Origin of the sequence: Cryobacterium gelidum (genome assembly GCF_004403985.1) — a bacterium.
GTDB lineage: Bacteria > Actinomycetota > Actinomycetes > Actinomycetales > Microbacteriaceae > Cryobacterium > Cryobacterium gelidum.
This window is the reverse complement of record NZ_SOHL01000015.1, coordinates 337050-362600: the sequence shown is the minus strand read 5'-3', so window position 1 is coordinate 362600 and position 25551 is coordinate 337050. Positions and strand designations below refer to the sequence as shown.

General features: G+C 64.7%; 26 protein-coding genes and 1 pseudogene. 12 read left to right on the top strand and 15 right to left on the bottom strand.

Translation table 11 applies throughout. The features are described 5' to 3' along the window. Positions 1–13: 13 nt before the first annotated feature. A complete protein-coding gene (locus E3T50_RS10180) occupies positions 14–769 on the bottom strand; it encodes a DUF5058 family protein (protein WP_134458409.1) in 756 nt (251 codons plus the stop codon). Between the two features lie 105 nt (positions 770–874). Here E3T50_RS10180 and E3T50_RS10175 point away from each other — a divergent pair, with 105 nt between their 5' ends. After that, the gene (locus E3T50_RS10175; protein ID WP_134458411.1) at positions 875–1834 is read left to right on the top strand and encodes an Lrp/AsnC family transcriptional regulator; all 960 of its coding nucleotides are present in this window, start codon (positions 875–877) and stop codon (positions 1832–1834) included. 16 nt (positions 1835–1850) lie between these two features. On the opposite strand, the gene E3T50_RS10170 is transcribed toward E3T50_RS10175, so the two are convergent. Continuing rightward, positions 1851–3278, bottom strand: coding sequence for an amidase (locus E3T50_RS10170; protein ID WP_134551712.1), 1428 nt, complete (start codon positions 3276–3278; stop codon positions 1851–1853). 484 nt (positions 3279–3762) lie between these two features. Here E3T50_RS10170 and E3T50_RS10165 point away from each other — a divergent pair, with 484 nt between their 5' ends. The 4 genes and pseudogenes from E3T50_RS10165 (at position 3763) to E3T50_RS10155 (ending at position 5946) form a co-directional block, all read left to right on the top strand. Further along, positions 3763–4392, top strand: a complete 630-nt coding sequence (locus E3T50_RS10165) for a cysteine hydrolase family protein (protein WP_134551711.1) — start codon at positions 3763–3765, stop codon at positions 4390–4392. Between the two features lie 157 nt (positions 4393–4549). Next, positions 4550–4776: pseudogene (locus tag E3T50_RS16975) on the top strand (IS30 family transposase); the annotation flags it as partial. 211 nt (positions 4777–4987) lie between these two features. Further along, positions 4988–5689, top strand: coding sequence for a tetratricopeptide repeat protein (locus E3T50_RS10160; RefSeq protein ID WP_134551710.1), 702 nt, complete (start codon positions 4988–4990; stop codon positions 5687–5689). Continuing rightward, entirely contained in the window at positions 5686–5946 is a 261-nt protein-coding gene (locus tag E3T50_RS10155; protein ID WP_134551709.1) for a hypothetical protein, read from the top strand. The genes E3T50_RS10160 and E3T50_RS10155 overlap by 4 nt, the downstream gene beginning before the upstream one ends. A gap of 198 nt (positions 5947–6144) precedes the next feature. Here E3T50_RS10155 and E3T50_RS10150 read toward each other — a convergent pair whose 3' ends face one another. Together E3T50_RS10150 and E3T50_RS10145 are read right to left on the bottom strand one after the other, a co-directional pair. Then, positions 6145–7185 carry a hemolysin family protein gene (locus tag E3T50_RS10150; RefSeq protein ID WP_134551708.1) on the bottom strand — a complete coding sequence of 347 codons (1041 nt, stop codon included), beginning with the start codon at positions 7183–7185 and terminating at the stop codon, positions 6145–6147. Continuing rightward, the gene (locus E3T50_RS10145) at positions 7178–8545 is read right to left on the bottom strand and encodes a hemolysin family protein (protein ID WP_134551754.1); all 1368 of its coding nucleotides are present in this window, start codon (positions 8543–8545) and stop codon (positions 7178–7180) included. The genes E3T50_RS10150 and E3T50_RS10145 overlap by 8 nt, the downstream gene beginning before the upstream one ends. 520 nt (positions 8546–9065) lie before the next feature. On the opposite strand from E3T50_RS10145, the gene purL reads away from it, so the two are divergent. Further along, positions 9066–11372 carry a phosphoribosylformylglycinamidine synthase subunit PurL gene (gene purL / locus E3T50_RS10140; RefSeq protein WP_134551707.1) on the top strand — a complete coding sequence of 769 codons (2307 nt, stop codon included), beginning with the start codon at positions 9066–9068 and terminating at the stop codon, positions 11370–11372. A gap of 26 nt (positions 11373–11398) precedes the next feature. Here purL and E3T50_RS10135 read toward each other — a convergent pair whose 3' ends face one another. From E3T50_RS10135 to E3T50_RS10100, 8 genes are all read right to left on the bottom strand, one after another. Continuing rightward, positions 11399–12340: an SDR family NAD(P)-dependent oxidoreductase gene (locus E3T50_RS10135; protein WP_241990854.1), complete on the bottom strand. Its 942-nt coding sequence runs from the start codon at positions 12338–12340 to the stop codon at positions 11399–11401. Positions 12341–12350: 10 nt separating this feature from the next. After that, positions 12351–12752 (bottom strand): chorismate mutase, encoded by a 402-nt coding sequence (locus tag E3T50_RS10130; protein WP_134551706.1) that lies wholly within the window; start codon positions 12750–12752, stop codon positions 12351–12353. A gap of 4 nt (positions 12753–12756) precedes the next feature. Next, the gene (locus tag E3T50_RS10125) at positions 12757–13695 is read right to left on the bottom strand and encodes a DMT family transporter (RefSeq protein ID WP_134551752.1); all 939 of its coding nucleotides are present in this window, start codon (positions 13693–13695) and stop codon (positions 12757–12759) included. A 150-nt stretch (positions 13696–13845) separates the two neighbouring features. Then, positions 13846–14601 carry a GNAT family N-acetyltransferase gene (locus E3T50_RS10120; RefSeq protein ID WP_134551705.1) on the bottom strand — a complete coding sequence of 252 codons (756 nt, stop codon included), beginning with the start codon at positions 14599–14601 and terminating at the stop codon, positions 13846–13848. An 82-nt stretch (positions 14602–14683) separates the two neighbouring features. After that, positions 14684–15970, bottom strand: a complete 1287-nt coding sequence (locus tag E3T50_RS10115; RefSeq protein ID WP_134458427.1) for an adenylosuccinate synthase — start codon at positions 15968–15970, stop codon at positions 14684–14686. Then, the gene (locus tag E3T50_RS10110; protein WP_134458429.1) at positions 15971–16456 is read right to left on the bottom strand and encodes a DUF3151 domain-containing protein; all 486 of its coding nucleotides are present in this window, start codon (positions 16454–16456) and stop codon (positions 15971–15973) included. Between the two features lie 67 nt (positions 16457–16523). Continuing rightward, positions 16524–16892, bottom strand: a complete 369-nt coding sequence (locus E3T50_RS10105; RefSeq protein ID WP_134551704.1) for a DUF4440 domain-containing protein — start codon at positions 16890–16892, stop codon at positions 16524–16526. A 42-nt stretch (positions 16893–16934) separates the two neighbouring features. Beyond that, positions 16935–17567 (bottom strand): TrmH family RNA methyltransferase, encoded by a 633-nt coding sequence (locus tag E3T50_RS10100; protein WP_134551751.1) that lies wholly within the window; start codon positions 17565–17567, stop codon positions 16935–16937. Positions 17568–17694: 127 nt separating this feature from the next. Between E3T50_RS10100 and E3T50_RS16245 the strand changes: the two genes are divergently transcribed. From E3T50_RS16245 to E3T50_RS10075, 6 genes are all read left to right on the top strand, one after another. After that, the gene (locus E3T50_RS16245; RefSeq protein WP_166784269.1) at positions 17695–18036 is read left to right on the top strand and encodes an ATP-binding cassette domain-containing protein; all 342 of its coding nucleotides are present in this window, start codon (positions 17695–17697) and stop codon (positions 18034–18036) included. After that, positions 18033–18611: an ATP-binding cassette domain-containing protein gene (locus E3T50_RS16240; protein ID WP_166784268.1), complete on the top strand. Its 579-nt coding sequence runs from the start codon at positions 18033–18035 to the stop codon at positions 18609–18611. Before E3T50_RS16245 ends, E3T50_RS16240 begins: the two co-directional genes overlap by 4 nt. Beyond that, on the top strand, positions 18608–19432 hold the full coding sequence (locus E3T50_RS10090) for an ABC transporter permease (protein ID WP_134551703.1): 825 nt from the start codon (positions 18608–18610) through the stop codon (positions 19430–19432). Before E3T50_RS16240 ends, E3T50_RS10090 begins: the two co-directional genes overlap by 4 nt. Positions 19433–19518: 86 nt before the next feature. Beyond that, positions 19519–20790: an Nramp family divalent metal transporter gene (locus E3T50_RS10085; protein ID WP_134551702.1), complete on the top strand. Its 1272-nt coding sequence runs from the start codon at positions 19519–19521 to the stop codon at positions 20788–20790. A 46-nt stretch (positions 20791–20836) separates the two neighbouring features. Next, positions 20837–21481: a metal-dependent transcriptional regulator gene (locus E3T50_RS10080; protein WP_134551701.1), complete on the top strand. Its 645-nt coding sequence runs from the start codon at positions 20837–20839 to the stop codon at positions 21479–21481. Between the two features lie 105 nt (positions 21482–21586). After that, positions 21587–22411 carry an HAD-IIA family hydrolase gene (locus E3T50_RS10075; protein WP_134551700.1) on the top strand — a complete coding sequence of 275 codons (825 nt, stop codon included), beginning with the start codon at positions 21587–21589 and terminating at the stop codon, positions 22409–22411. Positions 22412–22481: 70 nt separating this feature from the next. On the opposite strand, the gene E3T50_RS16235 is transcribed toward E3T50_RS10075, so the two are convergent. From E3T50_RS16235 to E3T50_RS10055, 3 genes are all read right to left on the bottom strand, one after another. Continuing rightward, positions 22482–23543, bottom strand: a complete 1062-nt coding sequence (locus E3T50_RS16235; protein ID WP_166784267.1) for a hypothetical protein — start codon at positions 23541–23543, stop codon at positions 22482–22484. Further along, complete coding sequence (gene pyrE, locus E3T50_RS10060; protein ID WP_134458443.1) at positions 23543–24091, bottom strand: orotate phosphoribosyltransferase; 549 nt, start codon at positions 24089–24091, stop codon at positions 23543–23545. The genes E3T50_RS16235 and pyrE overlap by 1 nt, the downstream gene beginning before the upstream one ends. Positions 24092–24231: 140 nt before the next feature. After that, on the bottom strand, positions 24232–25545 hold the full coding sequence (locus E3T50_RS10055; RefSeq protein WP_134551698.1) for an MFS transporter: 1314 nt from the start codon (positions 25543–25545) through the stop codon (positions 24232–24234). Positions 25546–25551: the final 6 nt, after the last annotated feature.

The following is a 25551-nucleotide window of genomic DNA, read 5'->3' as shown; positions in this document are numbered from 1 at the left end:
TCTGGAGGTTGGGTCAGGCGCCCGGCATGAGGCCGGTGGTGTGGAGGCTGTAGGCGACGATGAGGCCGATCACGATGGAGCAGCCAAGCCCCCATTCGCGCAGCCAGGCCACGTTGAAACGGTGGGCAACAAACAGGCACATCCCCATCACCGCGGCCGAGGTGAGAACGGTCAGGATGTGCACGGGAGTCTTGCCGAGCTCTCCGATACCGAGGCTCGCGAACGCTCCGAGGAGCGCAGCAGCGGGAATGATGGCCATCAGGGCGGGGTTCACGCTGCGCAGCCGAGAGTCGCCGCGTCTGAGCAGCGGGGTCAGCACCAGGGTGGCGATCATCCACATGGCGCCGGAGAGGCTCATCGCCATAAATGCGACGGCGAACACGCTCTGGGTGTAGCTCGCGTCGCCAAGGGCGGCTCCCATGGTGGTGGCGGCAATACTGGCCGAGGCAGTCTCGGTGGCAGCCGACCCGACCAAACCGACGCGCACCAGCACAGCCGGGGTTCCGAACAGGCTGAGCAGGGCCACGCTGACGAGCACTACCGCGAGGGAGGGGCCAATCGCGGCCACGGCGCCGGCGCGGAAAGAGGTTTTCAGTTCGGCCGAGCTGATGCCGGCCGCCGGCGCGGCGATCCGGGCCGCACGTATGTACACGACCGTTTGCAGGATGATGGCGGCGAACACGCCGACAGCCAAGATCCACAGGATTGGCAGGTTGGCGATGGCCAGGATGTCGGTTGAGCCAGGGTCACCGGGTCGGGACGTAATCATAAATGCTCCAGTGCTGGAATGCGGGTGGGGCAGTGCGTGATGATAGGTTCGGCGCTAAGGAAATCCTTGTATTTTCAAGGAACGGCAGATGAGCAAGGGCGGATTGTGCGGCTACTGGATCCCTTGGAGCGGCGGATCGCGGCCGCGCTGCAGTTCGACGGGCGCAGCTCTTGGAGCCAAATCGCCGACGTGCTCGGCGAACCGGAGCGCACTGTCGCCCGCCGGGGCAGTGAACTGATCGAAGCTCGGCTGGTACAGGTTGCCGGACTCCGCCCGCAATCCACCTCGGTGATCATCCGCGTGCAGACCGCGCCGGGCACCACTCGCGCGACCGCGAACGCACTGGCGCAGCGTCGGGATTCGACCTTCTCGTACACGATGACCGGCGGCGTGGACTGTGTCGTCGAAGTGCTGACCGAGGCCGAGCTGATGCCGGCGCTGCTCACGGACGAGATCCCCGGCACGGTCGGCTTGGTGCGCGCAGTCAGCTACCCCGTGATGCGCTACTTCCGCACGATCCGCGGCTGGCAGCCTGACTTGCTGACGGAGGTCGAAGCGGATGCCCTGCGGGCCGGAGTAACGACGGACACGTGGAGTCTGCAGGAGCCGCAGCGGCTGAGCCGGGTCGACAACGAGATCGTGGACGCGCTTTGCCAAGACGGGCGGGTGTCCTGCGAACGGTTGGCCCGCCTGACTGGGGTGTCCAACGCCACGGCCCGCCGCCGCACGGAATGGCTGCTGCAGAACAACCATGTTTACATTCGGGCGGTCGTTGAACCGGCGAGTGTCGGCCTTCCCGTCGAAGCGTTTTTGTGGATCCGCAGCGCCCCGAAGAACGTCGAGGCGGTCGGCCGAGAGCTCGCGGCCTCGCCGCTGGTGAGGTACGCAGCCGCGGTCGCCGGCGACTACCAGATCGTAGCGAATGTCACCGCGAAGGACCAAGCCGCCCTCTATGCCTGCGTGACGTCCGCGCCCTGGGTTGCTCACACCAAATCGATTGACGTCAGTCTGCTGCTCGAGGCTTTCAAACGAGGCGGACGAGTGCTGCAGCCCGCGCGAATCTGAACGCCTACGACGCATCTCAGCTACCTGTGTCCCGCAGATCGGGCGCCTGCCACGCATAACGGGTGGCCTGTTCGAAACAGTAGCCCACCCGCAGCAACTCGACGTCCTGCCCGTGGTCCATAACCAGCTGCAATCCGACCGGCAGACCGGACTCGCTGAATCCCGCTGGCACGCAAAGCGCGGGAAGCCCGGTCGCAGAAACGACGCAGGCGGAGCGCATCCACTCGAGATAGTTCTCAAACGGCACGCTGTCGATCTCGGTCGGAAACCGCAGGGCGGCATCGAAGGGAAGCAACTGAGCAGCCGGGCTCGCGAAAACGTCGTAGCGGTCGAAGAAGATGCGGGTCTTCTGCGCTAACCGGGTGCGGGCCAGCGCGGCCGAGACGACGTCGGCTCCGTTCAGAGCAAGGCCGCGCTGCACATTCCAGCGCACCTCTGGTTTAATTTTGTCGCCGTGCCGAGCCACAAGATCGCCGTAGGACAAGGCAAAGTCGAACGCGCGCACTGTGCTGAACACCTCGTCGGCGTCACGCAGATCAGGGGCCGCCTGCTCCACCGTCGCGCCGAGGTCTTCGAACACCTGCAACTGCTGATGCAGCACGCGCAGCACCTCTCTCTGCACCGGAATGCCCAGACCGAAATCGTCGGACCAGCCTATGACGAGCCCTGTGAGATCGCGCTGCAGCGGCTCAAGAAACCGGCGTGCCGGCACCGGGTTGGGGTACGGTGTGACGGCGTCTGGTCCGGCCAGCACCGACATGGCCAGGGCGATGTCGGTCACCTCCCGGGCCAGCGGACCGCTGCGAGAGAGCCAGCTCCAGGCGTTGCGGCTCGGCTGCACGGGGATCACGCCGAGCGACGGCCGGAATCCCACCACATTGCAGAAAGAGGCGGGGATGCGCAAAGATCCGCCCATGTCACTGCCGTCGCTAATGGACTGGATGCGTGCGGCCAGAGCGGCGGCGGCCCCTCCGCTACTGCCGCCCGCGCTGAGAGAGGGACCATACGGGTTGGTGGTCGTTCCGAAAACCTCGTTGAAGGTGTGTGACCCGGCTGCGAACTCCGGCACGTTGGATTTACCGGTGGTGACGACACCGGCGGCCTTGAACCGTTCGATAATCAGATCGTCGTGGTCGGGCACGTGGTCGGCGAATAGGGGCGATCCGAAGGTTGTGCGCAGGCCGGCGGTCACGTGAGTGTCCTTATGCGTCATCGGCACGCCGTGCAGGGGAGGCAGATCGTCGCCGCTCAGGGTGCGTGCGTCAGCGGCCACCGCGAGGCGGCGGGCCGCTTCACGGTCTTGGGTGACGATAGCGTTGATGCGAGGGTTAATCCGGTCGATCTGGGTGAGATGCGCGTCGAGGGCTTCGTTGGCCGAGACCTCGCGTCGGCGAATGGCCAAAGCAAGCGCGGATGCTGACAGCTCGGTGATCTGGTCGCTCACGGTTCATCTCCTGCTTGGGCGGTCGACCGGATGTCTCCGGTGGGTAGAAGTCTTGTGGCCGGCAGGCTCGACGGTGAGCGGAGGCCCTCGAAAACGTCTGTTTGAGTGGTTGTAGCCACGATTTTGGCCGATTTCGTCATGGAGGGGTGACCTGTAAAAAAGTGAAATGTGCGACGGTTGCGGCGCGAGCGGATCGTCCAGGGCGTGGGCGTTTCTGATCCAGCCGTCTAGTTCCTGTTCTACGTAGGCCACGACGAGAGCTTCTTTGTTGGCGGGTACGCCTATGACGGCACCGGAAACCTCACTGCCACCCCCACGGCGACGTATGCGTATAACGGGTTCCAGCAGATGACCACCGCCACCACCGGCGGCATAACATCGTCGTATAACTACGCCGGGGCCGACCAGAAAGCGGTCCTCACCGAAAGCACCGCACCCCATCCGCCGGAAGCCCCATCCCACCACATCAACCAAGGGAGATCCCATGTCCTCACCCCGCCGCGCCCTGATCGTCATCGACGCCCAACAGGAATATTTCGAAGGACTGCTGCCGATCCAATACCCCGCACGGGATGAGTCACTCACTCGTATTGCCGAGGCGATGGACGTTGCTGAACAGGCCGGCATTCCGGTCGTCGTTGGGCAACATCAATCTCCCGCGGGGTTCCCGGTCTTCGCGCCGGAGTCGTCGACCTTCGAATTGCGCCCCGAGATCGCGAAGCGCGCCGACAAGGCGTCCCATCGCTTCACGAAGTCATTCGCCAGCATCTTCGCGGGCACTGGCCTCGAGGAATGGTTGCGCGAGCGCGGGATCGACACCATCACCATCGTGGGCTACATGACGAACAACTGCGTTATCGGTTCCGCCGCCGCTGCCGAACCCCTCGGATTCACCGTTGAGGTGCTGTCGGATGCAACCGGAGCCATCGATATTGTGAACTCCGCCGGTTCTGCGCCGGCAAAGCGCGTGCACGAGACGATCATGGCCGTCCTGAACTCCAACTGGGCTGCGGTCGCCACGACCAGCGCCTGGACCGAAGCCGTAACATCCGAGAAGGCTGTCGCAGGAGACAACCTGATCGAGTCAGCTGCCCGGGGGCGGGACGCCAGGTAATTCAACGAACAGCAGGAATCGGTATGCAACGTCGTACCGGTTCCTGCGCTTTCATGCTTTGTGAAGGCATGAAAGTGAGTGATCAGTACGCAGTAGCCGAAGGGCTGGGCGGATTCAATTGGTCGTCGCAACACTCGATTTTTGTGAGGTGTTGTAGGTGTGGTCGAAGTATGAGTTGGTGGAGCAACAGGCGCGGTTCTGGGTGTTGATCGTTCAAGGATCGACGCTGACTGCAGCGTGTGATGCTGTGGGGTGAATCGACGAACTGGACGGCGTTGGCGTCAAGGAACGGGTGGGCGGATCCCTCTTCCTGAGGCAGAGCGATCGGGGCGGTACTTGTGTGGCGTTCGAGAACCCATTCGTCGTCAGGATTGTGTGGCGAATAGACCACGTAGGTCGATGGGGCCAGCCACACGACCCCCTGCCCCGTCGTGGCGTACACGACGCGCGTGTTGATCTTCAAGAATTGACCAGGGCCGACGACGAGATCGGAAGTGGTGATGGCCGAGACGCCTGCACAGGAGATCAAAGAGTCTCCCTTCGTTTCGAAACGGAGACCTTCAGCGGACAATCGCGGTGAGGGCACAATAGACGAATGACACTTGATGAGGAGCTCGACAGGATCTTCACTGTTCGCGATCGGAATAACATCCAGCCCACAATCGATGCGCTGCTACCAATTTTGGCGGAACACCCGGCTGACGCTCGCGTGCTGTACGAAGTGGGCGGCGCTTACGACACTGCCGGTAAGGAGCAGACCGCGCGATCGTTCTACGAGCAAGCGCTCCAGGTTGGCCTCTCGGGTGATCTGCTGCGCCGATGCTACGTCCAGTACGGATCCACGTTGCGGAATCTCGGCGAGTTCGCTCGCTCGGTGGAAGTCTTCGAGCGTGCCCGACAGGACTTCCCGGACTCACCATCGCTGGCGGTGTTCCAAGCGATCTCCTTTCATGCTTCCAGCCGTTTCGATGAGGCTGTCGCTTCATTGCTCGAAGTGGTTGTTGAGGGAGTCGAGTCGCCAGATATTGAACCGTATAAGCCATCCATCCGCGGCACGGCGTGCAGGTGTCACTCTACGAGGGTGCCGACATCCCATCCACTAGACGGCACTGAGATCCGCAGGCGGAGGGCTGACAGTGCGGTGCGGTCAGTCGGCCTTGCAGCCCAAGAAATCAGAGGCGCGCCCATGCCAGTGATTCTTGTCACAGGTGGCCGCAGACTCTCCTGGGCAGTCCGCACGGGAACCCTCTATCGGGCTCGTAGGAATTGGGAGAGCGCGGATATATTGACACCATGACTGGCGGACGGATGATTTTGTGGATTGGCAGGCACCAGGTCGGGCTCAGCCTCGCAATGGTCGTGCTCTGGCTAGCAAATGCAACGATCCAGATAATTGCGATCGCGAACGGAGACACCGGAACCAACGGACGGCATATTTTTAGTCTGGTTCTCGCTCTGCTGCTAGCCGTCCTCTCAGCTGCCAGCGCGGTCATCGCTTTGACTTCCAGGACGAAAAAGACCGCGAAGGATCAGCCGCATCGAGTTGACCCGTAAGCCGAACCTCAAACGGGATACATGTTCGGCGCGCTCGCTTCCACGTTAAACAAGTAGGCAGTTAGGTGCAGGTCGAACAAGCCCAGCGCAGCTTGTCTTGGACGCTCTGGTTGAGGTTCGGAGTGACGTGGAACAGGAGCCGGTTCCCGAGGTCGCGTCTTGCCGGAGCACGGATCCGCCCCGGCTGTTCGCGCGCGGCTACACGGTGGTGGCGTCTTCGATTTCTCCGATGAGTTCTTCGATGATGTCTTCGAGGAACAAGACTCCGGTGGCGACACCGTCCGCGTCGAAGGACGTGGCGACGTGCGCTCCGCGGCGACGCATAGCTGCCAGGGCATCCTCCAGCTCGCTGTCCCGGAAGACCGTAGCTAGACGACGGATGCGTTTGCTGGGCACGGGCCGGGTGAACGCATCTCCGTCGGTGAGGTCCATGACGTCCTTGAGGTGCAGGTATCCCGTGGGATGCCCGTCCACGTCCGTGAGGATATAGCGGGAGTATCCGTGCTTGGCGACGGCCCGTTGGATGTCGGACGGAGACGCCAAGGCGGGAAGGTGAACCATGGACGAGATGGGTACCTCCACGTCGGAGACTCGTTTCGAGGTGAACTCGAACGCAGCCGAGAGGGTGCCCGAGGCATCCTGGAGAATTCCTTCGCGCGTGGACTCTTCCACGATGCCGGCGACCTCGTCGAGGGTGAACGCGCTGGTCGCCTCATTTTTCGGCTGCACCTTGACCAGGCGCAGCACCCCGTTCGCCAACCAGTTCAAGCTGCCAATAACGGGGCGGAAAATGCGGGCGACGAGCACGAGCGGCGGCGCCAGGATAAGCGCAGCGCGGTCGGGAACGGAGAACGAGATGTTCTTGGGAATCATTTCGCCGAAGACGACGTGCAGGAAGGTCACCAGCGCCAGAGCGATGCCAAAAGCGATCACGCTGATCGCCGCGTCGGAGAGTCCGGACACGGCAAGTGGGTACTCCAAGAGGCCGTGGATGGCCGGCTCGGAAACGTTCAGAATCAGCAGCGAGCACACGGTGATGCCGAGTTGGCTGGTGGCCAGCATCAGGGTCGCGTGTTCCATCGCCCACAGGGTGGTCTTCGCTGCCTTGCTACCGCGTTCGGCTAGAGGTTCGATCTGCGACCGGCGGGCCGAGATCACGGCGAACTCGGCGCCGACGAAGAATGCGTTGATGATCAACAGCACGACGAGCCAGATCAAGCCCGGCCAGTACTCACTCATGGTTCAGGTCCTTCTGAATTTGGTTGACGATGCGGTCGTGTCTGGTGGCCAGACTTGGGTCATGTTCAGGGTCAGACGGGGTGTAGCGCACGCGTTGGACCTGCACGCCATCCACCCGGTCGATCCGCAGGACCCCTCCGTCGACAGGGACCTCGTCGCCCACCTCGGGAATCCGGTCGAGCTGATCGGCGATGAACCCGGCGACGGTTTCGTAGTCGCCGTCGTCGGGAACGGTGACACCGGTGCGGTCGAGCAGTTCGTCCGGCCGCCAGCTGGCGTCGAACACCACGGACCGACCCGAGCGGATGACGCCGGCTTTCGCCCGATCATGCTCGTCTTCCAGCTCGCCCACGAGTTCCTCGACGAGGTCCTCCAGCGTGACGATGCCCGCCGTTCCGCCGTATTCATCGGCGACGACCGCGATCTGGAAGCCGTGCTTACGCAGCAGAGCGAGGAGAGTGTCCACGGCCATCGACTCAGGCACACGCAGCGCGTCCACCTTGAGTTCGTCGGCAGTGATCTGATCGCGGCGGTCGAGCTCGACCGCGAAGGCCTGCTTGACGTGGAGGACCCCGGCGATGTCGTCGGAGTTCTTATCGATGACGGGAAAACGCGAAAAGCCGGTGGCCGTGGACAGCCGCACGATGCTCTGGGCTGTATCAGCGACCTGGACGGAGGCCATCCGCACCCGAGGTGTCATGACGTCGGCCGCCGTGTGATCGGCGAACCGGAGGGTGCGGTGCAGCATGGCCGCGTGATCGGTGTCGAGCACGCCCTCCAGGGCCGACCGCCGCACCAGGAAGCTGAGTTCTTCCGCGGTGCGTGCACCTGACAGTTCCTCTTTAGGTTCGATGCCCACCAGACGGATCAGCGCGTTGGCGGTGTTGTTGAACAGCAAGATGATGGGCTTGAACACCGCAGTGAACAGCGCTTGCGGGGGCACGACGATCTTGGCCGTGGCCAACGGAACGGCCAAAGCAAAGTTCTTCGGCACGAGTTCGCCGATCACCATGGAGAACAGAGTCGCCAGCGAAATCGCGATGATGGAACCAAGCACGGGGATCAGGCCGTCGGGTACACCGACACCCGCGAGCGGCTCGGTCAGCAGAGATGTGATGGCCGGCTCGAACGTGAACCCGGCCAGTAGCGTTGTCAGGGTGATGCCGAGTTGCGCACTCGACAAATGCGTCGACGTGATCTTCAGCGCCTTGATGGTCGGTCCGAGACGCTTTTCGCCACGTTCCTGACGGGCCTCAAGATCGTTACGGTTCAACGTGACGAGAGAGAACTCGGCCGCCACGAAAATACCCGTGCCCACGGTAAGGAGCAGGCCTACCCCCACCAGCGCCCACTCAAACAGCATGTGGCCCCCTCAAATTCGGGGACGTTGTGCGGAGATGCGATGAAAGGGGCGAGGGTTTATCAGGGTCCATTATTTCCTCAGAATACCAAAGGCAATCGGCCTAGGCTGAGAAAGGTCCCGCAGCCATGCACCGGGGCGCCGCTTCATCACCGCAACGGCCCCTGACACCCACCGGACCGACAAACACCCGCGAACTGAACCCGTGGCGCTCAGTCGGTGAATGGCCGCCCGGGTTCACCGTCGTCGAGCAGCCTGCGGACGGTCGGGTGCGGGGCGCAGAAAGAAGTACCTGGTCGGGGTCCACCGGCGGGGCGAAGACACCACCGCGCAAAGCGCTGAACTCTACAGCGCAAGCCAGTGCGCCGGCGACACCACGACACCACGACACCACGACACCACGACACCACGACACCATCTACTCAATACACGCGCTAATTCACACTGCCTGCAGGCGGGGTCGGGGCGACCGGTAGACTTGCCCGGTCAAGCATCCGCTATCTCGGGGAGAATTCCACACGTGAACGCTGTTTCCAAAACTTCTTCCCACGGCGTCGCCGACACCGTTTCCAACGCCATTGCGACGCCCGAGAAGGAGCAGCCCTACGGCGCTCTCGGGCTCAAGGCCGATGAGTACGCGAAGATCCGCGACATTCTGGGCCGCCGCCCGACGAGCGGCGAGCTCGCCATGTACTCAGTCATGTGGAGCGAGCACTGCTCTTATAAGAGCTCGAAGATGTACCTGCGCCAGTTCGGCGACAAGGTCACCCCCGCCATGAAGAAAAACCTCATGGTCGGCATGGGCGAAAACGCCGGTGTGCTTGACGTCGGCGAGGGCTGGGCGGTCACGTTCAAGATCGAATCGCACAACCACCCCTCTTACATCGAACCGTTCCAGGGCGCTGCGACCGGCGTCGGCGGCATCGTGCGCGACATCATCTCGATGGGCGCCCGCCCGGTCGCCGTGATGGATGCCCTCCGCTTCGGCGATATCAACGACCCCGATACCGCCCGCGTCGTACACGGCGTGGTCTCGGGCATCAGCTTCTACGGCAACTGCCTCGGCCTGCCCAATATTGGCGGCGAAACCGTGTTCGACCGGGTCTACCAAGGCAACCCGCTCGTCAACGCTCTCTCGGTTGGCGTGCTCCGCCACGAAGACCTGCACCTTGCCAACGCCCGCGGCGTCGGCAACCAGGTCGTGTTGTTTGGAGCCCGCACCGGCGGCGACGGCATCGGCGGGGCATCCATTCTCGCTTCGGACACGTTCAGCGCCGGCGGGCCCACCAAGCGCCCCGCGGTGCAGGTCGGCGACCCGTTCGCCGAGAAGGTGCTCATCGAGTGCTGCCTCGAACTGTTTGCGGGCAAACTCGTCGAGGGAATCCAGGACCTCGGCGCGGCGGGTATCTCGTGCGCGACCAGCGAACTCGCCTCCAACGGCGACGGTGGCATGTTCATCGAACTCGAGAAGGTGCTGCTGCGCGACCCCACGCTCACCGCCGAAGAGATTCTCATGAGCGAGAGCCAGGAGCGCATGATGGCGATCGTCACGCCCGAAAAGCTCGAGGGCTTTCTCGCCGTTACCAAGAAGTGGGACGTCGAGACCAGCGTGCTCGGCGAGGTCACCGATACCGGCCGGTTGATCATCAACTGGCACGGCGAAGAAATCGTCAACGTACTGCCACGCACCGTCGCCGTCGATGGCCCGGTCTACGAGCGCCCGCTCGCCTACCCGACCTGGATCGACGCCCTGCAGGCCGACACTGCCTCCGTGCTGCCGCGTGCGCTCGACGGCGAGACCCTGCGAGAGCAGTTCCTCGACCTGCTCGGCTCGCCCAACCTCGCCGACCCGAGCTGGATCACCGACCAGTACGACCACTACGTACAGGGCAACACGGCGCTGGCTTTTCCCGACGACGGTGGAATGATCCGCGTCGACGAAGAAAGCGGCCTCGGTTTCGCCATCGCCACCGACGCGAACGGCCGCTACTGCCAGCTCGACCCGTACCGCGGCGCGCAGCTCGCCCTCGCCGAGGCCTATCGCAACGTCGCCGCGACCGGCGCGATCCCGGCCGGCGTCAGCGACTGCCTCAATTTCGGCTCCCCCGAGAACCCCGAGGTCATGTGGCAGTTCCGTGAGGCCGTAACGGCTCTCGCCGACGGATGCCTCGAGCTGGAGATCCCGGTCACCGGCGGCAACGTCTCGTTCTACAACCAGACCGGCGACCAGCCGATTCACCCCACCCCGGTCGTCGCCGTGCTCGGCGTGATCGACGACGTCGCCCGCCGCATCCCGAGCGGCTGGCAGGACGACGGGCACAACATCTATCTGCTCGGTGAGACCCGCCTCGAACTCGACGGCTCGGCCTGGGCCGGTGTCGTGCACAACCACCTCGGTGGTCGTCCGCCGGTTGTGGATCTCGGCCGGGAGAAGGCCCTCGCCGGGCTGCTGCACGCCGCATCGAAGGAAGCCCTCATCGACAGCGCCCATGACCTCAGCGAGGGTGGGCTCGCCCAGGCCCTCGCCGAAGCCGTGATGCGCTTCGGTGTGGGCGCTCGGGTCTGGCTCGGTGACATTCTGGATCGGGACGGGGTGGACGCATCCACTGCCCTGTTCTCGGAGTCGGCCGGTCGCGTCATCGTAAGCGTGCCGCGCGAAGACGACGTAAAGTTTCTCGGCTTGTGTGCCGGCCGCTACATTCCGGTGCTGCGCATCGGCGTGACCGACGTCACCCTGCACGCCCTCGAGGTTCAGGACGTCTTCGCGGCCTCACTGCCGGAGATGCACAATCGACACCGCACCACCCTCCCCGCCGCTTTCGCCTAGTTTCCAGCTCCCGCCGGAAGGAGAGGCTAGAGGGGGAACGGGGCGCCCAACAGCCCAGCGGTTCTCCCGAACAGGTTCTCGGCGATGGAGCGATCGCGCGAGGTTCGGGTGGCGGGTTGGGTGACCGGACGGCCGCGCAACAGCAAGCTCGGGCCGAAGTATTGGCCGCCGTGGGCCGCAGGGTCGATGGCGGCACGCACGGTCGGCCACGCGCCACGATGCTTGCCCTGAGCGCCGACCAGTGCTTGCAGCGTGTCGATCACGCGTTTGCGGGGCGAGACGTCATTGACCGAACGGATGCCGGGGGTCAACCCCGAAATGGAATATCCCGGATGCGCGACCAGCGACGACACCCCGCTGGCCCCGCCGACGCCCGCGGCCCGCAACCGCCGGTCGAGCTCGAACCCGAACACCTGCATCGCAATCTTGGACTGCGCATAAGCCTTCCACCCGCTGTAGGTCGTCTCCAACTGCAAGTCATCGAGCGCCGAATCCATCAGCCGGGAGATCAACGAACCCAGTGACACGACCCGGCTCTTTGGCGTGCGCAGCAGCGCGGGCAAGGCAGCCGCCGTCAGCGCCACATGCCCCAGATAGTTGGTGGCGAAGACGAGCTCGTTGCCGTCGAGGCTCACCGCCCGGTCGGTCGGCGGGTGCACCATTCCGGCGTTCAGAATAAGTCCATCGAGCTGCGGCAGTGCACCGAGGGTCTCCCCGGCCCGCGCGACCGAGTTCAGGTCGGCCACATCGAGATGCAACACAGAAACGGATGCCCCGGCCACGCGGGCGCGAATGGCCGCCGCCGCGGCATTCGCTTTCGACTCGTCGCGGCAGGCGAGCACGACGTGGGCGCCCGTGCCGGCGAGCTGCTCGCTCGTGAAGTAGCCGAGCCCGGCGTTGGCGCCGGTGACGACGAAGGTCTTGCCGGCCTGGTCGGGCAGCGAGTGCGGGTGCCAGCGCACGGTCACAGACCGACGATCACGAGGCCGCGCTGGCCGCGGTCGGCGGATGCGGCGTCGGGTGCACCGCCCCGCCCGCAGCACGCACCGGGGCCACCGATTCGCCGCCGGCGATCTTCACATGGTGATGAATCACCTCGGCGATGATGAAATTCAGGAATTTCTCCGCGAAAGCCGGGTCGAGGTGGGCGTCTTCGGCGAGGCCGCGCAGGCGGTCGATCTGCAGGAGTTCGCGCGCCGGGTCGGCGGCGGGAAGCCCGTGGGCCGCCTTGAGCCGACCCACCTGCTGCGTGAATTTAAACCGCTCGGCCAGCAGGTGGATGAGGGCAGCGTCGATGTTGTCGATGCTCTCGCGAATGCTGTGCAGCTGCGCTATCGCAGCCGCGTCGGCGTCGGCGGGTAGTTCCTCGTATACGGCCATGCTTTCACGATAATGCATGCCCCCGACCATCACTGGTTTCCACGGATGCCGCCGCCTCCCGGCCTCCGAGCCCGAATGACCCGAGCCGCAACCGTTTCTGCGTGAGCACAATGCCGAGCAGCACCAGCAGTGCCCCGGTCGGCTCATGCCAGGAGAATGTTTCGCCGAGCACGAGCACCCCCAGCACCACGCCGACCACGGGCGTCACATAAGTCACCGTCGACGCGTTGGTCGGGCCCCAGGCGCGCAGCACATTGATGTTCCAGATGTAGGCGACGCCGGTGCCGAGCACGCCCAACGCCAGGAGACACAGCACGATCGGACCGGTCAGCTCCACCGGGCTCCAGGCCAGCACCGGTGTCAGCAGCAGCATGATTCCGCCGGCAATGCCGATGTTGAGAAAGGCAAACGTCGACGCGGCGATCGGCCGGCCGCTTAGAAAACGACGGGTGTAGCCGAAGGTGAAGCCGTAGCAGACCGCCGCGCCGAGGCAGGCGAGCTGGCCCCACAGGTCACCGGTGAGCGAGGAATACTGCCACGGACCGATGATGACGACGACGCCGACTATGCCGAGCACGACGCCGACAACCTGGGCACGCACGAGCTTCTCCACCCGAAACGCCAGGGTGGCCATGAGCGCCGTCATGATCGGCGTGACCGCGTTGTAGATGCTGGCCAAGCTCGACGAAACGTACTGCTCGGCCCAGGCGAAGAGCAGGTGCGGAATCACGCATCCGCTGACGGCAATCACGAGGAAGTGCAGCCAGACCACCCCCTCCCGCGGCAGCACCGGCGCGGTGCCGATGCGCGGCCGGTTGAGCAACACGATGAGTCCGAGAGTCAGGCCGCCCAGCACGAGACGCGACCACGCGATCTGACCAAAACTGACGCCGTCCAGGGCGATCTTCATGAACAGAAAACTGGAGCCCCAGATCAGCCCCATCCCGAGGAATTGCAGGGTAACGAGGCTCTTGCTGGCGGCAGGCGATGAAGGCACGCTCCGAGCCTATAGCGGGCGGTGTCGAGCACCGACCCGAGTGAGCACAACCTTCACAAAGCTCCGAATGCAAGCGACGAACATTGCACGGCGCCCCTACTGCGTGGTGTCGGCCTCGATGTCGCGTTCCAGATCGGTTCCGTTCACGGCCTCCGGGCTGCCGCGGTTATCGCCTCGCGGGCCGCCACCGCTGATGGTGCCGGCTGGGCCGGTCGGTCGCCGGCTCCGGTACGCCACGAACCTGCCCTCGAACGCATCGAGGCGAGCCTGCAGCCCGGCGCGCACGGTCGGCCACTCGTCGGCGAGGATGGAGTAGACGGCGCTGTCGCGCCAGGTGCCGTCGGCGCGGCGACGATCGCGGCGCAGGATGCCCTCGTACGTGGCGCCGATGCCGAGGATAGCGGCACGGGAACGCGCGTTGATGGCATCCGTTTGCAGTTCGATCCGGCCAAAGCCGTTCTCGAAGGCGTTGCCGAGCACGAGCAGTTTGGTTTCGGCATTGACGGCGGTGCCCCAGACGCGGGGGTCGTAGGCGGTCCACCCGACGTGGCCAGATTCGTTGGCGACGTCGATGTCACCGAAGGTCGTGGTGCCGACGACGTCGCCGTCGTTCGGGCCGCGGAGCAGCCGCACCACGTAGGGCAGGCCTTCCCATTGAAAGTAGTCATGCGCCCATTTGACGAAGCCGTCAACATCGCGGTGCAGGGCAGCGGGGCCGCCGCCGAAGCCGGCCGCGAACACCTCCGGGTGCGCGATGGCGCGCGCCAAGTCGGGCAGCACCGCACTTCCGAGCGGTTGCAGCTGCACAAAACGACCGGTCAGGGTCAGGGAATGGGGTCTCACGGCGTTCACTCGCCCAGTGTGACAGGTAAAAGTGAGGAATTGTTCCCGATTGCGGCGACCGGCCGAATTAGCGGCCGGCCGGCGATTCAGATCAGTCGATCAGATCGTGACGCACCACGATGGCTTCACGGTCGGGACCGACACCGATCGCCGACACTCGCGATCCGCTCATCGACTCGACGGCGAGTACGTAGTCCTGCGCCGCCTGGGGCAACTCCTCGAACGTGCGCACGCCGGTGATGTCCTCGGTCCAGCCAGGGAAGTTCTCGTAGATCGGAATGGCGTGGTGGAAGTCGCTCTGCGAGACCGGTACTTCTTCGACACGCACGCCGTCGACCGAGTAGGCCACGCAGACCGGAATCTCGGTGAGGCCGGTTAGTACGTCGAGCTTGGTCAGCACGAAGTCGGTGACGCCGTTGATGCGCGCGGTGTAGCGGGCGATCGGGGCGTCGTACCAGCCGCAGCGGCGCGGGCGGCCGGTGGTGGTGCCGAACTCAAAGCCGTTGGCGCGCAGGTATTCGCCTGATTCGTCGAACAGCTCGGTGGGGAAGGGACCGCTGCCGACCCGGGTCGTGTAGGCCTTGACCACGGCGATGACCCGGTCGATACGGTTCGGGGCGATGCCGGAACCGGTCACCGCGCCACCCGAGGTGGCGTTCGACGAGGTGACGAAGGGGTAAGTGCCGTGGTCGACGTCGAGCATGGTGGCCTGGCCGCCCTCGAACAACACGGTCTTGCCGGCGTTCAGGGCCTGGTGCAACAGCAGGGCGGTGTCGGCAACCATCGGACGCAGGCGTTCGGCGTAGCTGAGCAGCTCGGTGACGATCTCTTCGGCCTCGATGGCGCGGCGGTTGTAGACCTTGACCAGCATGTGGTTCTTCTGGTCGAGGGCTCCCTCGACCTTTTGCCGCAAGATGTTCTCGTCGAACAGGTCTTGCACGCGGATGCCGACGCGGTTGATCTTGTCGGCGTACGCCGGGCCGATGCCCCGCCCGGTGGTGCCGATCTGGCGCTTACCCAGGAAACGTTCGGTGACCTTGTCGAGGGTGCGGTGGTAGGCGGTGATGACGTGCGCGTTGAGGCTGACCTTGAGCCGGGAGACGTCGACGCCGCGCCCGGAGAGGGCGTCGAGTTCTTCGAACAAAACCTCGACGTCGACGACGACGCCGTTGGCGATGACCGGGGTGACGCCGGGGCTCAGAATGCCCGACGGCAGCAGGTGCAGCGCATACTTCTCGTCGCCGACGACGACGGTGTGTCCGGCGTTGTTACCGCCGTTGAACTTGACGACATAGTCGACCCGACTGCCGAGCAGGTCGGTCGCCTTTCCCTTGCCCTCGTCGCCCCACTGGGCACCGATGAGTACGATCGCGGGCATTTAGTCTTCTCCTCGAATAACAAAAGCTTCGGTGGGCGGCGCCGGGTCGAACCCCGGGCTGCCGGTGTGCAGGGTGGCGATGATAGAGATGGCGCTCGCATCGGCATCCGCGAGAAAGGCCGTGAGACGGGCAACTTCGTCGGTCTCGCCAATTTCTGCAGCGCCGCGGCGCAGTGCGAACAGGGCGCGGAGCACGCCGCGGTTGGGTTCGTGGCGCCAGGGAATGGGGCCGTGTCCGCGCCAGCCGGCCTTGCGCAGGGCGTCGAGTCCGCGGTGATAACCGACCCGGGCGTAGGCGTATGACTCGAGGATGCGGCCCTCCGCGTGGGTGGCATCGGACAGTTCGGCCCACGCCAGCGGGGATGTCGGGTGCACCTGCGCGACGGCGGAGATCTCGCTCCTCGCGGTTCGGCGCAAGGCCTCGAGCACCTCCGGTTCTGCGGGAAGAAGGGTCTCGGGCTCTGAAATCAAATTGTCGCCAGTCACACTCGATCCTACCAAGCCCGGGGCCGGTCGCTCCCGGCGCCGGGCCGAGAGCCACAAACAGGGCCGGTCAGGCCGGGGTCTGCTGTCGGGCCGCGACCCGCCAACCGCCATTGACGAACAGGTAGGTCGTCGAAATGTTCAACTCGGCGACGACCTCGCCTCGCCGGGCAACCGCCCGGTAGACCACGACTCCGGCATGCCCGCCCAGGCGAATGATGGCTGGCTCATATATGCCGTAGCTCTCCCACGGTGCAGCCTGGTCGAAGTAAGCGGTGACCTGATCGCGGGTGATGACGGCGCCGGGCACGATCATCAGACCATCGTCGGTCATTTCGCGCTGGTAATACGCGCCGCCCTCACCGCCGAGAATGGCCTGCCATCCGGCGTTTTCTTCGTGGAGGAGTCGGGCCGGGAGATCGTCTGTGATCGCAGTCATAACGTCACGCTATCGCCAAACCGTCACCGCCTGCAGAAAATCTCAGAACCGGTGCTGCACCACCCAGGAATGCATGGTGACGGCCGCTGCGGCCGAAGCGTTGATCGACCGGGTCGACCCGAACTGGCTGATTTCGACGATGGAATCAGCCGCCGCGATGGCCTCCTCCGACAGCCCGGGACCTTCTTGGCCGAACAAGAGCACGCAGCGTTCGGGAAAGTTGAAGGTCTCGATGATGACGCTGCCCGGCACGTTGTCGATGGCGATAACCGGCAGCGATTCACCGGCACACCACTCGACGAAGGCGGCGACATCCACGTGGTGCAGCACGTGCTGGTAGCGGTCGGTGACCATGGCTCCGCGCTTGTTCCAGCGGCGGCGACCAATGATGTGAACGGTGTCGGCGCCGAACGCGTTGGCGCTGCGCACGATCGAACCGATGTTCATGTCGTGCTGCCAGTTCTCAATGGCCACGTGAAACGGATGACGGTGCTCGTCCAGGTCAGCGACGATCGCGGCCATGTTCCAGTAGCGATAGCGGTCGATCACGTTGCGGGTGTCGCCGTGTTCCAGCAGTTCAGAGTCGTAGCGGTCCTCGCTCGGCCACTCCCCCGGCCACGGGCCGACGCCGTAGGTGGATCGCTCGGGCGTGGGATTCTCAGCCGACGCGGGCACTGGCAGGTTGACTACGCTTTCGTTCACTGCTTAACCGTATCCCGCGGCCGAGACGGTCTCACGCACTGCGAGACCGGCCGCGCCTTCCCCGATACCGCTCGTCGGCAGTCCTCACTAAGGTGATGCCATGAGCGAGACCATGATCCTGATCAAGGACTTTCGCAAGTCCTATGGTGGCTTCATCGCGGTCGACGGGATCAGCCTCGATGTGAGCCGTGGGGAGGTCTTCGGTCTGCTCGGACCTAATGGTGCCGGCAAGACCACGACGCTCGAATGTCTCGAGGGGTTGAGGCGCTCTGACGGCGGTACGTTGCGAGTCGACGATGTCGACCCCGGCCGGGTCGGGCGACGGCTCAGTCGACTGATCGGGGACAACTCCAGGCTTCGGCCCTGCCGGACAGCATGCGCGTGGACGAGGCAATGCGCTTCTTCTGCACGTACCACAGGATTGCACCGCGCTTCGATTTGATCGAACGAGTCGGCCTCACGGAGAAGCGCCATGCCCAGTACCACGAGTTGTCCGGTGGCCAGCAGCGCCGACTGTCTCTCGCGCTGGCCGTGGCGCACCGTCCCGCGGTGGTCATCCTCGACGAGCCGACCTCCGGCCTCGACGTGGCGTCTAGGGTCATGCTTCATGAGCTCATCCGGGAGCTCCAGAACGACGGTACAACGATCCTTCTCGCCACGCACGACATGGCCGAGGCGTCCGAACTGGCCAGCAGGGTTGCGATCCTGCTCCGGGGGCGGATCGCCGCGATCGGCACTCCGATGGAACTGACGGCCACGGGTGGCGGCCTCACCCGCATCTCGGTGCGCACCGAGGGCGGCTGCCTGAGCCTGCCGGACGCCGTCTTCCCGGCCGTGCAACAAACGCAGAGTCGCGACGCGTATGTGATCTACTTCAGCACCGACGTCGGGCGGACCGTTTCAGCACTCATCTCGTTCATCACGGACCGAAAAGACGTGCTGATCGATCTGCGTGTCGAGCGGCCGAGCCTTGAAGACCGGTTTCTCGAAATCACGACGGAGCACACGAGTCCATGAGGGCCTTCATCATGCACCTCGGCTTTGAGTTTCGAGTCGGCATCCGCAATAAGACGCTGATGCTGATGAACTACCTGTTTCCCCTGGGCGGCTACTTGATGTTCGGGACCCTCCTCGGAGAGATCAATCCGGGCTTCCTGACCACCATCGTGCCAGCGATGTCGCTGTTCGCGATAATGAGCGGGGCCCTGCTGGGAATGCCGGACACGCTCGTCAGCGCGAGAAACGCCGGAGTGTTTCGCTCGTTCAAGATCAACGGTGTGCCCGCCCCGCCGCTGCTGTCGATCCCCGTAATCACCAGCATGCTCCATGCACTCCTGGTGACGGTCGTCATCGCTGTCACGGCGCCCCTGATCTTCAACGGCGAAGCACCCGTCAACTGGGCGGGATTCCTGCTCGTCTTCCTGGCGTCGGCCTTCGCACTCGCCGGGGCCGGAGCGCTGATCGGCGTTGTGGCGGCGAACACCCGGTTAACGGTCCTGCTGTCTCAACTTATCTTTCTGCCGTCAATGATCCTCGGCGGCCTCATGCTCCCCGCCAACATTCTTCCCCCGACACTTGCTCAGGTCGCGCTGCTCCTCCCGACGACCCACGCGATGGATGCGTTCGCAGGACTGGCGATGGGGCAGGCGACAACGCAGCCATGGTGGTCGCTCGCGATCCTCGTTGCGGGAGGAGCCGTCGCCTTCGTCCTGGCAGTCGCCCTTTTCAGCTGGGATCCGAAGAACGCCGAACGACGCGCGCACCCGGCGTGGGCGCTTCTGGCCCTGGCACCCTACGCGGCTGGTCTGATCGCATCGTTCTCGTCAGCGGCCGGCTGAACGCAATCGTCATATTCGTTTATTGGACCACCAAAATTGTTGACAGCAGGGTTTCGGTGAGCCTAAATTCTGGCTAGGGTTTCGGTATGACTAAATCGGATGTCCTGGTCTCAGATCGTCTGCTTTCGCACGCTCCCACCACGGTCGCCTCCACCCGGCTGCTCTGGCTTCTGGGGCCGGCACTCGTCGCCGGTGTCGCCTATCTCGACCCGGGCAACGTGGCCAGCAATATGACCGCCGGCGCCCGTTACGGCTATCTGCTGGTGTGGGTGGTCGTAGCCGGCAATGTCATGGCCTGGCTGATTCAGTACCTGTCGGCGAAGCTCGGCATCGTCACGGGAACCAGCCTTCCGGAAATTCTCGGTCTGCGGATGAAGCGACCCCTCGCCCGCCGCATGTACTGGCTGCAGGCCGAACTGGTGGCGATGGCCACCGACCTGGCCGAGATCATCGGCGGCGCGGTTGCACTCAACCTGCTGTTCAACCTGCCCCTGATCTGGGGCGGCATCATCACCGGGACCATATCGATGTTCGTGCTCATGGTGCAGTCCCGGCGAGGCCCGCGCATCTTCGAGCGCGTCATCATCGCTCTGATGCTCATCATCGTCGTCGGCTTCATGGCCGGCGTATTTCTGTCCCCGCCCGACGGAGGATCGGTGTTGTCCGGCCTGGTGCCGCGGTTCGAGGGCTCCAACTCGGTGTTGTTGGCGGCCTCCATTCTCGGCGCAACGATCATGCCCCACGCCATCTACGCGCACTCGTCGCTCGCCCGCGATCGATTTCCGGAGTGGCAGGGAGTCGTGGCCACCCGCCGGCTACTGTGGGCCACGAAATGGGATGTCACTATCGCGATGGCTATTGCCGGAACCGTGAACCTGGCGATCCTGCTGCTCGCGGCCTCCGCACTGCAGGGCGTCGACGGCACCGACACGCTCCAGGGTGCCTACGCCGCCCTGCAGAACACGCTCGGACCGGCGATAGCGACGACGTTCGCGATTGGACTGTTAGCTTCCGGACTCGCGTCGACCTCGGTCGGAGCGTATGCCGGGGCCGAGATCATGCATGGCCTCCTGCACATTCGAGTGCCCCTGCTGCTGCGCCGCCTGGTGACGCTGATTCCGGCACTAGTCATTCTGGGGGCCGGTTTCGACCCGACCGAAGCGCTCGTGCTCAGCCAGGTGGTGCTGTCGTTCGGCATCCCGTTTGCGCTGATTCCACTCGTCTGGCTCACCGCTCAGCGGGGTATCTTGGGTACCTTCGCCAACCGCTGGTTCACCACGACGGCCGGCATCATCTGCGCACTGGCCCTCGTTGCGCTCAACGTGGTGCTGCTCGTACTCGTCTTCACCGGCGCCTGAATCGGTGCACATCCGGGGCGAAACGTCCAGCTACCCTGAAAGTGCTATGAATCACACCACAGGCGCAGCCGAAGACTACCTCAAGACCATCTACACCCATACCGAGTGGCAGAGCGACCTCATCAGCCCGTCGGCGCTGGCCGTGCGGCTTGGGGTGGCACCGTCATCCGTGACCGAAATGGTCAAGAAGCTCGCCGCGAGCGGACTCATTACCCACGTTCCCTACGGGCCGCTCGCGCTGACCGACGCTGGCCGGCTGCGCGCGACCGCCGTCGTGCGCCGGCATCGCCTGATCGAGACCTGGCTGGTCGGCGAAATGGGCTACGACTGGGATCAGGTGCACGACGAAGCTGAGATTCTCGAGCACGCCATCTCGGACCGGCTGCTCGAGGCGATCAATACCCGCCTCGGGTTTCCGGCGCACGATCCGCACGGCGATCCGATTCCGGCCGCCGATGGCACCGTGCTTCGACCGCCGGCGGTGCTGCTGGCGGAGGCCACAGTCGGGCATGCGGGAAGCGTGCTGCGCGTCAGCGATCGCGACCCGGCTGTGCTGCGCGAGCTCGCCGCCGATCTGATCGGGCCAGGCACCGAGTTCACTCTGGCGGCGGCGCTGACCATCGTGTTAGCGGATGGCCAAAGTCGGCTGGTCACGCCGGCGGCGGCCGCGTCGATCTGGGTTACCGCCTGAGCCGCGGAGATTTCGAGTGAGCGCGGCTCCACTGAGTAGACGGATGCGCGTAACCGTTGTGAAACTTCGCGCGGCTAGGCTGGGGTCGACGAGAGGGAGCGCCTGATGGCACGACGCGACGAAATCGAATGCTGGCTCACCGACATGGACGGTGTGCTCGTACACGAGAACCAGGCCCTCCCGGGGGCCGCCGAGCTGCTGCAGCAGTGGACCGACTCTGGCACGCCTTTTTTGGTGCTCACCAATAACTCGATTTTCACGCCGCGGGATCTGAGCGCCCGGCTGCGCGCGAGCGGTCTCAACGTGCCGGAGGACCGCATCTGGACCTCGGCGCTCGCGACGGCGGACTTTCTGAAGTCTCAGGTCTCCGGTGGCACGGCGTTTGTGATCGGCGAGGTCGGCATTACGACCGCGCTGCACGAGGCCGGGTTCATCATGACCGAGACCGACCCGGACTACGTTGTGGTCGGCGAGACGCGCAACTACTCGTTCGAGGCGATCACCAAGGCGATTCGGCTGATCCTCGGCGGAGCGCGGTTCATCTCGACCAACCCGGATGCGACAGGACCAAGCAAGGACGGCCCGATGCCGGCGACCGGCGCTATTTCGGCGCTGATCACCAAGGCCACCGGCATGGAGCCCTATGTCGTCGGCAAGCCCAACCCGATGATGTTCCGCTCGGCGATGAACAAGATCGGTGCGCACTCGGAGAACACCGGCATGATCGGCGACCGCATGGACACCGACATCGTCGCCGGCATCGAGGCCGGGCTGCACACGATCCTCGTGATGACCGGCATCAGCGACGAGGTCGAAATCAATCGCTACCCGTTCCGTCCCGACGAGATCGTGGCTGGCGTGCACGAACTGCTCACAACGGAGCCGGTCGAGAGCGACGAGATCGGCTTCCTCGACCAATCGTCGATCTGACGGATTTTCCCGCCCGCTGATCGAGCCTGCGGATATCCTGCGGAGATCCTGCGGAGTAATCAGCCGCCTGCTAGGCGACGGGGCCTGGTCCCACGATGCTCGCGGCGAGCGCTTCGGTCGGGGCGCGGCTCACGAAGCAGAAGTAGTCGCGCGATCCGGTGTTCCACTGCTCTTCAGTGATCGAGTAGCTGCCCTGCATCTGCAGGTTTGAGTAGGCGCCCGCCGCGGTCACGTCGAGGATGCCGGGTTTCGTACACAACAGATTGATCTGGGCGGCCAGCGCGGCCTCGCCCGGAAAGATCGTGGCCTGGTTGCCGCCGAAGGTGCCGCGGTAGACCAGCTGGGCGGTGTGGGAGGCTGCGCAATCAACGACCGTGAAATCTTCCTCCCACGGTGAGGCGTACGGTTCGAGGCACTCGCCACCGAACAGGGTGTTCCACTCGTGCACCCCGGCGGGCTGCGTCGCCGTAACCTCCGGTGTTGGCGTGGGTGTCGACGTCGGAGCCGGAGCCGGCGAAACGGATGCGATCGGCGCAGCCACCGGGCTCGCAACGAGACGCTGGCCAAGAAAGAACAGCCCGACGAGCACGATGAGCGCGAGCAGCCCGACGGTCGTCCAGATCAGGGCGGCCTGGCGGGAGTCGGGAGCGCCGAGCCTGGACCGGTGGTGGCTCGGTGCGGCGGCGCTTGGTACGGCGGCGCTCGGTGCGGCGGCGCTCGGTGCGGCGGCGCTCGGTGCGGCGGCGCTCGGTGCGGCGGTACGTACGGCGGAGGGCATGGCAGCGGGCGCCTGGGCTAGTTCGACCGGTTGGACTTCGGCCCGTTGCGGAAGCGGAGTCGTCCACCACGGAGCCGGCCCGGCAGGGGTAGCCGGGCCAGCCGAAACGGGCGGTGCGATCGATTGGGCGACGGCCGGTTCGACTTTAACCGGGTCGGCGGCACCGGCTCGACGGCTGAACCCGGGCGCGGGCGCGGGGACATCCGTTTTCTGGGTAGTCGAATGAGGTGCATCAAGTTCGGCGTCGTTACCGGCAACGACCTCGGCCTTACCGGTCGTGTCTGCGTCATCGGCGCTGTGGCCGGGCTGCGACGCGAGCCAGTCGATTCCGCGCTCGTCGCCGTCTGGTGCCACTACTGCAGCCCCAGGTCCTCAAGGGAGATCGCGGCGAAGTAAGGGTAACCGGCGGCCTCGATCACTTCGCGGGCACCGGTATTGCGGTCGACCACAACGGCGACGCCGGCGATCTCGGCGCCGACCTTGAGCAGAGCATCGATGGCCGCGAGGGGGGATCCGCCGGTGGTCGAGGTGTCTTCGAGCACGATCACGCGCTTACCGGCCAGGTCAGGGCCCTCGACCTGGCGGCCACGGCCGTGGTCCTTCGGTTCCTTACGCACGACGAACGCGTCGTAGCTGGCACCACGGGCAGCGCCCTGGTGCATGACGGCGGCGGCAATGGGGTCGGCCCCCATCGTCATGCCGCCGACAGCGACGACGTCCGGCACGTCCCCAATGAGGTCGAGCATGACCTGCCCGATCAGGGGGGCGACCCGATGATCGAGGCTCACCCGGCGTAGGTCCACGTAGTACGTGGCCTTCTTGCCGCTCGTGAGAACGAAGTCTCCGTGAAATACGGCCTCGGCCGAAATGAAGTCGATGAGTTTCTGCCGTGTATCAGTCACGCTCGCCAGTTTAGGGCATGCCTCCCACCCCGGCCCCGGCCGCCAGTGCACGGTACGGCTCAAATCTCAATCCCGTTTAGTAAGCGTTCTCGTGTTGCGTTGTGCCTGGGCGAAAACAGCGCAACCGGGCCAAGTTCCAGCTACCGCTGCTGGAACACTCGCCGTGACACCATGATGCTACCGAGGGACAGTGCCGCAATCGCCACGAGATAGTACCCAGGCACGAGCAGGGAACCGGTAGTGCTGATGAGGAACGTGAGAATAAACGGAGCGAAACCACCGAACACCGTCACGCCGATGTTGTAACCGAGCGACAACCCCGTAGTGCGAATCTGCACGGGGAACATTGCCGACATGATTGCCGGTAGCGGCGCAAAGTACGCCGTGGCCAGCACGCCGAGCACCAGCTCGATGCCGATCATGGTCATGAGGGTGGGTGACTGGTTGAGCAGAATGAAGAGGGGAACGCCGAGCAGCAGCGTTCCCGTGGCGGCCCAGGTCATCACTCGGGCCGGCCCCACAGCGTCGGCGAGCTTGCCGATGAACGGCGAGCCGACGCTCATCACCACGCCGAACACGAGCGTGGAGACGAACGCGCCCTCGGTGGGCATGCCCAGGTTCACGATGGCATAGGTCGGCATGAACAGGGCTATGTAGATACCTACCGACCCGAGCGCCACGACGCCCACCATCGTCCAAAGACGCCCGCCGTTGGCAACGAACGTGTCCTTCAGCGGCGATGTCGACGGCGTCATACCCAGAAATTCCGGGGTGTCCTGCATCTTCGAGCGGATGTACCAACCCACCGGCCCGATCAGCAGCGCGAAGATGAACGGAATCCGCCAGCCCCAGCTTTCGAGGCTCTGCTGACTCAAATAGTTGTTCAGGAAAAATCCGAAGAGCCCGGCGAGCAGCATGGCGGCACCCTGCGTGGCCACCTGCCAGCTTCCGTAGAACGCTTTACGGTGCGGTGCGTACTCGATGAGGAACGCGGTAGCGGTGCCGAACTCCCCGCCAGCGGCGAAACCCTGCAATAACCGGGCCACGAGAATTATCACTGCCGCGGCCACGCCGATCGTCGCGGCCGTGGGAGCCAGCACGATCAAGAGAGTGCCCAGGAACATCACCGAGATGGACACGAGCATTCCCGCCTTGCGCCCGGCGCGGTCCGCGTAGCGTCCGATCAGGATGCCGCCGAGTGGCCGCATGATGAACGAGACGCCGAACGACGCGAAGGCGAGCAGCAGCGACGCTGTCTCGTCGGCCGTGGGGAAGAACAACTTCGCGATGGTCACGGCGAAGGTGCCGTAGACGATCACGTCGAACCATTCCAGCCCGTTGCCGATCGACGCGGCCACGACTGCCTTGCGGGCCTGTCGCCGCCTCTCGGCCAGGGCGGGGCCATCCGTTTGGGTCGTGCCGGAAACGGCGGGGGCTGCTGACGCGTTGGTCATGGGATT